Genomic DNA, 12098 nt, shown 5'->3' with positions numbered 1-12098 from the left:
GTTTACCAACCCTGAGAGAGGTGAAGAAATGCCAGTTCCGCATGATTTGCTCGCAGACCTGCACGTGACCGCCGACCAGTTCCAGGCCTTGATCGACAAGGATCACGACCTGCACAAGCTGCACAAGGAATACAACGCCAAGGACAAGGAAGTGCTCGCCGCCGAAGGCAATGCTACCGGCGACGACACCGTAAACCGCCTGCGCAAGGAGCGGGTGCTGATCAAGGACAAGATCGAACGCATCGTCCACCCACCCAAATCCTGATTCCTCCAACCGACGCTATCGCGGCGCAAGCCCGCTCCCAGGTACCGCGCAAACGCCACGGCATGCACGGCCATCGTGGGAGCGGGCTTGCCCCGCGATGACGTCGGCAACCTTTACGCAGAAGCCTTCAGCGCCCCCTCCAGATCCTCGATCAGATCGCGATAATCCTCGATCCCGATCGACAACCGCACCAGGTTCTCGCTGATCCCCATCACCCCCTTCTGCTCCGGGCTCAGGGAGTTGTGCGACATACTCCAGGAATGGTTGATCATGCTCTCCACCCCGCCCAGCGAGTCGGCCAGGACGAAGATCGACAGCGCCTCGACCAGGCGGTTGACCGCGGCCCGGTCGCCCTTGATGCGCAACGCCACCACCGCACCGCCGGTGCGCATCTGGCGCTTGCACAGTTCATGCTGCGGATGGCTTTCCAACCCTGGGTAGTAAACCTGCTCGACCTGCGGATGCTGTTCGAGGAACTGCGCCACGCGCAGGGCGTTGGCGCTCTGGCGCTCCATGCGCACATCGAGGGTCTTCAGCCCGCGCAATGCCAGGTAGCAGTCGAACGGCCCCTGGATCGCGCCGACCGCCATGCTGATCTTGCGCAAACGGCCCAGCAGCTCGTGATTGGCCGCCACCACCACGCCACCGGTCAGGTCGGAGTGGCCGCCGATGTACTTGCTCGCCGAATGCATCACCAGATCCACGCCCAGGGTGATCGGCTGCTGGTTCCACGGCGAGCAGAAGGTGTTGTCGATGCAGGTCATCACCCCACGGGCACGGGCCAGGTCGCAGACCGCCTTGATGTCCACCAGGTGCAGCAGCGGGTTGGTCGGCGACTCGATCCAGATCAGTTGCGTGTCCGGGCGGATCGCCGCGGCCACGGCCTCGACGTCGTTGAGGTCGACATAGGTGGTGGTCAGGCCCGAGGTGCGCCCACGGTAGTCTTCCAGCAGGCGGAAGGTGCCGCCATAGACACCGTTCATCACCACCACATGGGCGTCCTTGGACAGCAGTTCGAGCACCGTGGCGGTGGCGCTGACGCCCGAAGCGCAGGCGACCGCGCCGACGCCCTCCTCCAGTGCGGCCACGCAGGTCTCGTAGGCATGCCGGGTCGGGTTGCTGACCCGGCTGTAGGCGTATTCGGGGTTGTCGTCCAGGCCGCGCTTGATGAACGAGCTGGAAGTGACGATGGCCGGGAAGATGGCGTTGTCGGCGACGCTGGACTGCTCGCCGGCGTGGATGGTGCGGGTGGCGAAATTGCGCGGTTTGTCGGACATGGTCGGGTCCATTGCCTGAGGGTGGAAAACCGCCACTATCTCATATCCACCGCCCCCGAGCGCCAGCGGAACATTTCTGTCAGCACACGACCAAGAACAGTTTCAACGTTCGCCTTGAGCGGCTAATCTCGGAAAACTTTTCCCGCAATTGGCCAAACGACGTCATGGACAGTTTCGACCAGCACATCCTCACCCTGCTCCAGCGCGACGCGTCGCTGTCCCTCAAGGACCTTGCCGAAGCGGTCAACCTGTCCACCACGCCGTGCTGGAAGCGGGTCAAGCGCCTGGAAGAGGAAGGCTACATTCGCGGCCGCGTCGCCCTGCTCGACCCCGAGCGCCTGGGCCTGGGCCTGACGGTGTTCGTCCAGCTCAAGACCCAGCGCCACGACAGTGCCTGGCTGGCGCAGTTCGCCGCCACGGTGACGGCGTTCGAGGAAGTGATGGAGGTGTATCGCATGTCCGGCGACTGGGACTACATGCTGCGGGTGGTGGTAGGCGACATCGCCGCCTACGACCGCTTCTACAAGAAGCTGATCACCAGCACCGACGGGCTGTCGAACATCACCTCGAGCTTTGCCATGGAGCAGATGAAGTACACCACGGCGTATCCGGTGGGGCGTTGAGAACGGGCGTGGGCAAGCCCGCTCCCACACTGCGCTACTGTCAGTCGGTTGTGAGTGTCGCCTCGATCCGGTTCCCCGCCCTGGCCTTCTCCAGCCTGATCGCCACGAACTTCGAGGTTGGCGTGTAGGTCCCCTCGCCGTAGCTCTCCAGCGGTACCAACGGATTGGTCTCCGGGTAATACGCCGCCGCCTGTCCTTCAGGCACGTCATAGGCCACCAGGCGGAAACCCGACACCCGCCGCTCGCGCCCGTCCTCCCACAACGACACGATATCCACCTGCTCGCCCGGCTCGAAGCCCAGGCGGCGGATATCGGCCTCGTTGACGAACACCACCTCACGCAGCCCGAACACGCCACGGTAACGGTCATCCAGCCCATACAGCGTGGTGTTGTACTGGTCGTGGGAACGCAGGGTCTGCAGGATCAGGTCCGGCTTGTCACCGCGCGCCAGCACCGCCGCGTTGACCAATTGCTCGGGCAACGGGCTTGGGGTAAAACGCGCCTTGCCGGTGGCCGTGCGGAAGTTGCGGTCCGCAGCGTGGTTGCCCAGGTGGAAGCCGCCCGGATGCTGCAGGCGTTCGTTGAATTTGCTGAAGCCCGGGATGACGTCGGCGATCATGCTGCGAATGCGACCGTAGTCGGCAATCGCGTAGTCCCAGTCGATCGGCTTGCTGCCCAAAGTGGCCTTGGCCATGCCGGCGACGATGGCCGGCTCCGAGCGCAGCAGCGGCGAACGCGGTTTCAGCTGGCCATGGGAGATGTGCACCATGCTGAAGGTGTCCTCCACGGTGACGCCCTGCGGCCCTTCGGCCTGGATATCGATCTCGGTGCGGCCCAGGCACGGCAGGATCAACGCATCGCGCCCGGTGACCAGGTGCGAACGGTTGAGCTTGGTGGAGATCTGCACGGTCAGCTCACAGTTGCGCAGCGCCGCGTGGGTACGCGGGGTGTCCGGAGTCGCCTGGGCGAAGTTGCCGCCCAGGGCGACGAACACCTTGGCCCGCCCTTGCTCCATTGCCTGGATCGCCAGCACGGCGTTATGGCCATGCTCGCGGGGCACCTTGAACTGGAAGCGTTTCTCGATGGCGTCGAGCAGCGCCGCCTTGGGTTTCTCGTCGATGCCCATGGTGCGGTCGCCCTGCACGTTGCTGTGGCCGCGCACCGGCGACAGGCCAGCGCCGGGTTTGCCGACGTTGCCGCGCAACAGCTGCAGGTTGACGATTTCCTGCACGGTCGGCACCGAATGGCGGTGCTGGGTGACGCCCATGGCCCAGCACATGATGACCCGCTCGGCCTTGCGGTACATGCGCGCGGCCAGCTCGATCTCGGCCTTGTTCAGGCCCGACTGCTCGACGATATGTTCCCAGGGCGTGGCGTCCACCACGGCCAGGTAGGCCTCAACGCCACTGGTGTGCTCGGCGATGAAGGCATGGTCGAACACCGGCGGCTCGTCGTTCAGCTGCGCCTCGCGCTCCCACTGCAGGAGGAACTTGGCGATGCCGCGCATGGCCGCCATGTCGCCACCCAGCGCCGGGCGGAAGTACGCGGTATTGGTCGGCTCGGAGCCATTGCTGAGCATCTCGAACGGGTGCTGCGGGTGCTGGAAGCGCTCCAGGCCACGTTCTTTCAGCGGATTGAAGCAGACCACCTGGGCGCCGCGCTTGACCGCCTCGCGCAGCGGTTCGAGCATGCGCGGGTGATTGGTGCCAGGGTTCTGGCCAATCACGAAGATCGCATCGGCCAGCTCCAGGTCATGGAACACCACGGTGCCCTTGCCCACGCCGAGGGTTTCGGCCATGCCCACGCCGCTGGCCTCGTGGCACATGTTCGAGCAGTCGGGGAAGTTATTGGTGCCATAGGCCCGCACGAACAACTGGTAGAGGAACGCCGCCTCGTTGCTGGCCCGGCCCGAGGTGTAGAACTCGGCCTGGTCGGGTGAAGCGAGGCCGCTCAGGTGCCGGGCGATCAAGGCGAACGCCTCGTCCCAGCTGGTCTCGACGTAATGGTCAGTGGCCGCGTCATAGCGCATCGGGTGGGTGATGCGGCCCTGATACTCGAGCCAGTAGTCGGTCTGTTCGAGCAAGGCGCTAACGCTATAGCGGGCGAAGAACGCCGGATCCACCGAGCGCCCGGTGGCTTCCCAGTTGACCGCCTTGGCGCCGTTCTCGCAGAACTTGACCATGTCGCTTTCCGGCGACTCGCCCCAGGCGCACCCCGGGCAGTCGAAACCACCGTTCTGGTTGGTCTTGAGCATGGCCCGCAGGTTCTTGAAGGCATTCTCGCTGCCCAGCCAGCTCTTGGTCACGCTCTTGAGCGCGCCCCAGCCGGCGGCCGGCCCCTTGTAGTCCCTGATGTGTTCGTCCTGGCTCATGCTGCGCTTCTCCGCACGGTGTTTTTTCCAGCCTAAGAAGCGCCCCCCTGCTGCGTCCAATCGAAATAAATGACGGCGTGATAAAGCGTTTCGATCACCGGGCCCAGCCCTTGGCCGGCGCGGCCTGCAGCCGTGATAGATGAGACTGATCGAATGGTCGGGCAAAGCAATTTGACGCCAATGGGCGCAGGTTATAGCTTGGACCTTATCCGCGGCCTTTCGCCGCCCCAGCCACTTCAATGTCGAGCGCGAACGTGGAAAAGAACCCCCAGGCCCTGATCGACGGTTTCAACCGCAAAGTCGATTACCTGCGGATGTCGGTCACCGACCGCTGCGACTTTCGCTGCGTCTATTGCATGGCCGAAGACATGCAGTTCCTGCCGCGCCAGCAGATTCTCAGCCTCGAAGAGCTGTATCAGGTCGCCGAGCGCTTCGTCGCCCTGGGCACCCGCAAGATCCGCCTGACCGGCGGCGAGCCGCTGGTACGCCAAGGCATCGTCGGGCTGTGCGCGCGCATCGCCGCCCTGCCCGGCCTGCGCGAACTGTGCCTGACCAGCAATGGCTCGCAGCTCGGCCGCCTGGCCCAGCCGCTGTTCGATGCCGGGGTGTCGCGCCTGAACATCAGCCTCGACAGCCTCGACCCCGAGCGCTTCCGTGCCCTGACCCGCACCGGCGACCTCAAGCAGGTGATCGCCGGCATCGACGCCGCGCACGCCGCGGGCTTTCGCCGTACCAAGCTCAACGCGGTGGTGCTCAAGGGCCGCAACGATCACGAGATCGTCGACCTGGTGCGTTTCGCCATCGACCGCGAGCTGGACATCTCCTTCATCGAAGAAATGCCCCTGGGCGTGATCAGCGAGCACGAGCGCGGCGAGTCGTTCTGCTCCAGCGATGACGTGCGCGCCCGTCTGGCCGAGCATTTCACCCTGGTCGAGTCGGCCGAGTCGTCCCAAGGCCCGGCGCGCTACTGGCGCCTGGCCGAGGCCCCCAACACCCGGGTCGGCTTCATCTCACCCCACAGCCACAATTTCTGCGCCACCTGCAACCGCGTGCGCCTGACCGTCGAGGGCCGTCTGTTGCTATGCCTGGGCAACGAACACTCGGTGGACCTCAAGCAGGTCATGCGCCAGCACCCCGGCGACAGCGCCCGCCTGGAAAAAGCCATTCGCGACGCCATGCAGCTCAAGCCCTACCGTCACCACTTCGAAGTGGGCGGCGAGGTACAGATCCTGCGCTTCATGAACATGACCGGCGGCTGATCGGCCGCCTCTGGAACCGCCTTGATCGTCCACTCACGCCCCGACCTGCTGCGCGTGCTGTTCACCCTCAAAGGCTCGATCGTCCAGCGCATCGCCCTGCGCTGCCTGGCGGTGACCTTGCTCGCGGCGCTGATCGTGCTGGTCGAGCGGCACTATCCGGCGCTGTTCTACCCGGTCAGCGCCACGCCCTTCACCCTGTTGGGGCTGTCGCTGTCGATCTTCATGAGCTTTCGCAACAACGCCTGCTACGACCGCTGGTGGGAGGGCCGCAAGACCTGGGGACGGATGATCATCGAGGTGCGCTCGTTCGTGCGCGAAAGCGTGGTGATCAAGGACGAAGCGCTGCGCAAGGAACTGCTGCGCAGCCTCTGTGCCTTCGCCCATGCCCTCAATGCCCGGCTGCGCAACGAAGACGAACTGGGCGCCGCCCGTCCCTGGCTGGGCGAGCAGGCGCAGATCGTGACGCACAATGTCTGCGACGGCATTCTGCGCGAGGTGGGCGAACATTGTTCACGGCTGGCGGAGCGTGGAGCGATCAGCGAGTTCCGCTACACCCTACTGGCGCAGCGCCTGGCTGGCCTGTCGGATGTGCAGGCCACCTGCGAGCGGATCAAGGGCACGCCGCTACCGTTCCCCTATACCCTGCTGCTGCACCGCACCATCTACATCTTCTGCCTGCTGCTGCCGTTCGCCCTGGCCGAACCGCTGGGCTGGCTGGCGCCGCTGTTCACCACCATCGTCAGCTACACCTTCTTCGGCCTGGATGCGATCGGCAACGAGCTGGAGGACCCCTTCGGGCGCGACGAGAACGACCTGCCGACCGATGCGCTGGTGCGCACCATAGAGCGCGATGTGCTGTCGGCGCTGGGGCAAGAGCCACTGCCACCGGCGTTGGTGCCGGTGGATCATGTGTTGAGCTGAATGGTCGGTACAGGAAAACCCTAGCCGCGGCTTTCGCAGGCCCCGATTGGTTTCAGGTGCGCGACGAAGTTGCACGGCCGGTGCCGCGCATCCAGCTGCTCGACCAAGATCCCCTCCCACGCCGTGCGGCAGGCGCCGGTCGAGCCCGGCAGGCAGCACACCAGGGTGCCGTTGGCCATGCCAGCCAGGGCCCGGCTCTGCACGGTCGAGGTACCGATATCGAGAATCGACAGGGCGCGGAACAACTCGCCGAACCCGTCGATGCGCTTGTCCAGCAGACAGTCCACCGCTTCGGGCGTGCTGTCGCGGCCAGTGAAGCCCGTGCCACCGGTGATCAGCACCACCTGCACCTGTTCGTCGGCGATCCAGGTGGCGACCTGGGCGCGGATCTTGTACAGGTCATCCTTGAGCAGCTCGCGCGCCACTAGGCGGTGGCCCACGCCGACGGCGCGGCTGGCCAGCAGCTCGCCGGACGTGTCGGTCTCGAAGGTGCGGGTGTCGCTGACGGTCAGCACCGCGATGTTCAGCGGTACGAACACCGCGTCCGGTTTCACGCTCATGGCCTTTGCTCCAGGATTGGCTTGGCGGCCACGTTAGAGAGAAGCCCCGGTAGCGTCCAATCGATAGCGCGTACCGGGTGATCGACGGTTTCTATCGCCTGCCCACGACAGGCCAGCGATTTTTTCAGCAATGATTAGCCAGGTGCTTCACGCTTGGTTAAGGTCTACCCACCCCGCAACCCAGGCCGCACCATGGACATCAAACAGCTCAAGTTCCTCATCGCCCTCGACCAGACCCGCCACTTCGGCCAGGCCGCAGCGCTGTGCCACATCACCCAGCCGACGTTGTCCATGCGCCTGCGCAACCTCGAGGACGAACTGGACCTGGTGCTGGTCAAGCGCGGCCAGCGCTTCGAAGGCTTCACCGAAGCCGGCGAACGCATCCTGGCCTGGGCCCGCACCCTGCTCGCCGCCCACGACGGCCTGCAGGCCGAGGCCGCCAGCTGCCGCGGCCAGGTGGTCGGCAGCCTGCGCCTGGGCACCGTGCCGCTGGCCAGCTTCAACCCCATGCAGCTGCTGATGCCCTTGCGCGCGAAGTACCCCGAGCTGCACTTCCAGCTGTCGTCGCTGAGCTCCGAGCAGGTGATCGACGGCCTGAGCCGCAACCAGCTCGACCTGGGCATCTGCTACCTCGACCAGGTCAACACCAGCTTCTTCGAAGTGATCGAACTGAGCATCACCACCATGGGCCTGCTGCACGATACCCGGCACTTCCAGTTCGAGGCCGACAGCCTGCACTGGGAAGACCTGGGCGACCTGCCGCTGGGCCTGCTGAGCAAAGGCATGCACTACCGCCAGTCCCTCGACCTGAGCTTCCGCAGCCGCGGCCTCACGGCCAATGCCGTACTCGAGAGCGACTCGACCTTCCAGCTGATCCAGGCGATCAACACCGGCGTGTGCTGCGCGATCATGCCGCTGGACTGCGGCCTGGAAGATCTCAACCAGCACATGCGCATCATCCCGGTGCAGGAGGCCAGCATCCACAGCCCGGTCGGCCTGCTGCTGCGCCGCAGCGAGCCACGCTCGGCCATCGCCGAGCAGTGTTTCGACGAGGCCCGCGCCCTGTTTCAAACCTCCTGAGCCGTCGCCTGGCGGTACTGGCGCGGGGTAAACCCGGTCAGTTGCCGGAACTGCCGGCTGAACGCGCTGTGGTCGGTGTAGCCGCAGCGCAGCGCCACCTCGATGATCGGCAGGTCGCTGTGCAGCAGGTGGTGCGCATGTTCCAGGCGGGCCTTGTGGATCATCTGCCGGGGCGTGAGGTGGAACACCCGCTTGCAGTAGCGCTCCAGTTGCGCCACCGAGATGCCGGCGATGCGCGTCAGTTCGCCCATGCTGATCGGCTGGTGGAAATGCGTGCGGATATGCGCGTCCACGGCGGCCAGGCGCTGGTAGGCGGGGTGGGTGTCGGCGGCTGACTGCAGGTCGACCGAAATGCCCACCAGGCCGATGATCGCCCCCGCCGCGTCGTACAGCGGGCGCTTGTGGGTCAGGCACCAGCCCGGTTCGCGGCTGCCGTACAGATGCAGCTCGAGCTGGTCCTCCAGCACCTGACCCTGCTCCAGCACCCGCCGGTCCTGCTCGGTGTAGCCGGGGCCCAGGCGCGCCGGGAACACCTCGGCGCTGGTCTTGCCCAGCAGCGGTTGCAGGTGCTTCAAACCGCAGCGCTGGACCAGCGTGCGGTTGGCCAGCACATAACGGGCCTGGTCGTCCTTGATGAAGATCGCCGCATTGGCGATGACGTCGAGCATCGGCAGCAGCCAGACCACGCCAGTGAGCAAGGCCTCTAGGGATTCGGGGCGGTGCTGGTCGAGGTGCTGGTACAGGGCTGTCAGCGGGATCCGGGACATGCGAGCTTCTCTTTTGGGTTTACCCTATCGCGGGGCAAGCCCGCTCCCACGCAGGCGACAGCACACTTGTGGGAGCGGGCTTGCCCCGCGATAGGGCCGGCATCGCCAGCCTAATCATCGCCCTGCCCGCCACGCCAGCACTTCTGCCCGACTATGCCGATTTCGTCACCCACCTTGCAGAAAACCATCAAGAACCGAGCTCCCGATCGGTCCACTCTATGCCCCACGCAAGCCGCCCCATGACCTACAAGAACGCGGCGCATGCCGCCGCATCGTGACATCAGACCTGCCTATCCAAAACCTACAAGAAGGCGCACCCATGTCAGGCAAATTCAAGAAACAGCTGTCACTGCTGGACCTCACCTTCATCGGCCTCGGTGCCATCTTCGGCTCCGGCTGGCTGTTCGCCGCCAGCCACGTCTCGGCCATCGCCGGGCCGGCCGGCATCCTCTCCTGGTTCCTCGGCGGTTTCGCCGTGCTGTTGCTGGGCATCGTCTACTGCGAGCTCGGCGCCGCCCTCCCACGCGCTGGTGGCGTGGTGCGCTACCCGGTGTATTCCCATGGCCCGCTGCTGGGCTACCTGATGGGCTTCATCACCCTGATCGCCTTCTCCAGCCTGATCGCCATCGAGGTGGTCGCCTCGCGCCAGTACGCCGCGGCCTGGTTTCCGAGCTTGACCAAGACCGGCTCCAGCGACCCGACGGTGCTCGGCTGGCTGGTGCAGTTCGCCCTGCTCGGGCTGTTCTTCGTGCTCAACTACCGCAGCGTGAAGACCTTCGCCAAGGCCAACAACTTGGTCAGCGTGTTCAAGTTCATCGTACCGCTGCTGGTGATCGGCGTGCTGTTCACCTTCTTCAAACCGGAGAACTTCGAGGTCCAGGGCTTCGCCCCGTTCGGCCTGTCCGGCGTGGAGATGGCGGTGTCGGCCGGCGGCATCATCTTCGCCTACCTGGGCCTGACCCCGATCATCTCGGTGGCCAGCGAGGTGAAGAACCCCCAGCGCACCATCCCCATCGCGCTGATTCTCTCGGTGCTGCTGTCCACCGCGATCTACGCCTTGCTGCAACTGGCGTTCCTCGGCAGCGTGCCGACCGAGATGATTGCCAATGGCTGGGCCGGGGTGACCAAGGAACTGGCCCTGCCCTACCGTGACATCGCCCTGGCCCTGGGCGTCGGCTGGCTGGCCTACCTGGTGGTGGCCGACGCGGTGATCTCGCCCAGCGGCTGCGGCAACATCTACATGAACGCCACCCCGCGAGTGATCTACGGCTGGGCGCAGACCGGCACCTTCTTCAAGTACTTCACCCGCATCGACGAGCAGTCCGGCATCCCGCGCCCGGCGCTGTGGCTGACCTTCGCCCTGGCGGTGTTCTGGACCCTGCCGTTCCCGTCGTGGGAGGCGCTGATCAACGTGGTCTCCGCCGCCCTGGTGCTGAGCTACGCGGTGGCCCCGGTGTCGGTCGCCGCCCTGCGCCGCAGCGCCCCGGACATGGCGCGGCCGTTCCGGGTCAAGGGCATGGCCGTACTCGGTCCGCTGTCGTTCATCATCGCCGCGCTGATCGTCTACTGGTCGGGCTGGAACACCGTGTCCTGGCTGCTGGCGCTGCAGATCGTGATGTTCGCGCTGTACCTGCTGTGCCGCCGCTTCGTGCCCACCGAACACCTGTCGCTGGGCCAGCAGGTGCGCTCGTCGGCCTGGCTGATCGGCTTCTACGCCGTGACCATTTTCCTCTCCTGGCTGGGCAGTTTCGGTGGCCTGGGCGTGATCGGCCACCCGCTGGATACCGTGGTCGTGGCTGCCAGTGCCCTGGGCATCTACTACTGGGGCGCCGCCACCGGCGTGCCGGCACGGCTGGTGCGCCTCGATGGCGACGATGAAAGCGAAGCGGGTGCCGAAGCGCATCGCGGCCACGAGCCGGCTGCACTGGCCTCCTGAACACTGACGGGAACTCGTGGGAGCGGGCTTGCCCCGCGATTCAGGGCAAGCGGCCTCATCGCGGGGCAAGCCCGCTCCCACGATTCCCCCACACGTTGGAACGAACTGACCTATGAAAGAGATCCACGTCATCGACTCCCACACCGGCGGCGAACCGACCCGCCTGGTGATGAAGGGCTTCCCGCCGCTGCACGGCCGCAGCATGGCCGAGCAGCGCGACGAGCTGCGCGAGCTGCACGACCACTGGCGCCGCGCCTGCCTGCTGGAGCCGCGCGGAAACGATGTGCTGGTGGGCGCGCTGTACTGCCCCCCGGTGTCTGCGGATGCAACCTGCGGGGTGATCTTCTTCAACAATGCCGGCTATCTGAACATGTGCGGCCACGGCACCATAGGCCTGGTCGCTTCGCTGCGCCACCTCGGCCTGATCGAACCTGGCATGCACAAGATCGACACACCGGTCGGCCAGGTCAGCGCCACCCTGCATGACGACGGCTCCGTCACGGTCGGCAACGTGCCGTCCTACCGCTACCGCAGGCAAGTGGCGGTGGAGTTGCCTGGGCATGGCTTGGTGCGCGGCGACATCGCCTGGGGCGGCAACTGGTTCTTCCTGGTCTCCGACCACGGCCAGCGTATCGAGCTGGACAACCGCGAGGCCCTCACCGACTACACCTGGGCCCTGCTCAAGGCCCTGGAAGCACAAGGCATCACCGGCGAGGACGGCGCCCCGATCGACCATGTCGAGCTGTTCGCCGACGACGCCAATGCCGACAGCCGCAACTTCGTCATGTGCCCCGGCAAGGCCTACGACCGCTCGCCCTGCGGCACCGGCACCAGCGCCAAGCTGGCGTGCCTGGCCGCCGACGGCAAGCTCGCCGAAGGCCAGACCTGGGTCCAGGCCAGCATCACCGGCAGCCGCTTCCAGGGCCACTACGAACGCGACGGCGAGCGCATTCGCCCGTTCATCACCGGCCGCGCCCACATGACCGCCGACAGCACCTTGCTGATCGACGAACAGGATCCGTTCGCCTGGGGCATCTGA

The 12098-nt window shown here is 65.7% G+C and carries 11 protein-coding genes; 7 read left to right on the top strand and 4 right to left on the bottom strand.

The features are described from left to right. Positions 1–28 precede the first annotated feature (28 nt). Positions 29–265, top strand: coding sequence for a YdcH family protein (locus ABZO33_RS11865; RefSeq protein ID WP_414536169.1), 237 nt, complete (start codon positions 29–31; stop codon positions 263–265). Between the two features lie 113 nt (positions 266–378). Here the strand turns inward: ABZO33_RS11865 and ABZO33_RS11860 are convergent, their stop codons facing one another. After that, complete coding sequence (locus ABZO33_RS11860) at positions 379–1554, bottom strand: trans-sulfuration enzyme family protein (RefSeq protein ID WP_414536346.1); 1176 nt, start codon at positions 1552–1554, stop codon at positions 379–381. A gap of 152 nt (positions 1555–1706) precedes the next feature. On the opposite strand from ABZO33_RS11860, the gene ABZO33_RS11855 reads away from it, so the two are divergent. Next, positions 1707–2165, top strand: a complete 459-nt coding sequence (locus ABZO33_RS11855) for an Lrp/AsnC family transcriptional regulator (protein ID WP_046856697.1) — start codon at positions 1707–1709, stop codon at positions 2163–2165. A gap of 40 nt (positions 2166–2205) precedes the next feature. Here ABZO33_RS11855 and ABZO33_RS11850 read toward each other — a convergent pair whose 3' ends face one another. Beyond that, positions 2206–4536, bottom strand: a complete 2331-nt coding sequence (locus tag ABZO33_RS11850; RefSeq protein ID WP_414536168.1) for an FdhF/YdeP family oxidoreductase — start codon at positions 4534–4536, stop codon at positions 2206–2208. Between the two features lie 254 nt (positions 4537–4790). On the opposite strand from ABZO33_RS11850, the gene moaA reads away from it, so the two are divergent. Further along, the gene (gene moaA, locus ABZO33_RS11845; RefSeq protein ID WP_414536167.1) at positions 4791–5795 is read left to right on the top strand and encodes a GTP 3',8-cyclase MoaA; all 1005 of its coding nucleotides are present in this window, start codon (positions 4791–4793) and stop codon (positions 5793–5795) included. 21 nt (positions 5796–5816) lie between these two features. Then, positions 5817–6716: a bestrophin family protein gene (locus ABZO33_RS11840; RefSeq protein WP_414536166.1), complete on the top strand. Its 900-nt coding sequence runs from the start codon at positions 5817–5819 to the stop codon at positions 6714–6716. A gap of 20 nt (positions 6717–6736) precedes the next feature. Here the strand turns inward: ABZO33_RS11840 and moaB are convergent, their stop codons facing one another. Next, on the bottom strand, positions 6737–7276 hold the full coding sequence (gene moaB / locus ABZO33_RS11835) for a molybdenum cofactor biosynthesis protein B (RefSeq protein ID WP_414536165.1): 540 nt from the start codon (positions 7274–7276) through the stop codon (positions 6737–6739). 192 nt (positions 7277–7468) lie between these two features. Between moaB and ABZO33_RS11830 the strand changes: the two genes are divergently transcribed. After that, entirely contained in the window at positions 7469–8356 is an 888-nt protein-coding gene (locus ABZO33_RS11830) for a LysR family transcriptional regulator (protein ID WP_414536164.1), read from the top strand. Here the strand turns inward: ABZO33_RS11830 and ABZO33_RS11825 are convergent. Then, on the bottom strand, positions 8344–9123 hold the full coding sequence (locus ABZO33_RS11825; protein ID WP_414536163.1) for a helix-turn-helix domain-containing protein: 780 nt from the start codon (positions 9121–9123) through the stop codon (positions 8344–8346). The two genes, ABZO33_RS11830 and ABZO33_RS11825, sit on opposite strands and share 13 nt — an antisense overlap. A gap of 319 nt (positions 9124–9442) precedes the next feature. Between ABZO33_RS11825 and ABZO33_RS11820 the strand changes: the two genes are divergently transcribed. Both ABZO33_RS11820 and ABZO33_RS11815 read left to right on the top strand, forming a co-directional pair. After that, positions 9443–11059 (top strand): APC family permease, encoded by a 1617-nt coding sequence (locus ABZO33_RS11820; RefSeq protein ID WP_414536162.1) that lies wholly within the window; start codon positions 9443–9445, stop codon positions 11057–11059. A gap of 112 nt (positions 11060–11171) precedes the next feature. Beyond that, positions 11172–12098: a 4-hydroxyproline epimerase gene (locus ABZO33_RS11815; protein ID WP_414536161.1), complete on the top strand. Its 927-nt coding sequence runs from the start codon at positions 11172–11174 to the stop codon at positions 12096–12098.

The organism is Pseudomonas sp. CAM1A, from assembly GCF_047501685.1.
Lineage (GTDB): Bacteria > Pseudomonadota > Gammaproteobacteria > Pseudomonadales > Pseudomonadaceae > Aquipseudomonas.
Note: the sequence above shows the minus strand (reverse complement) of the source record. Positions and strands in the feature narration are given on the sequence as shown.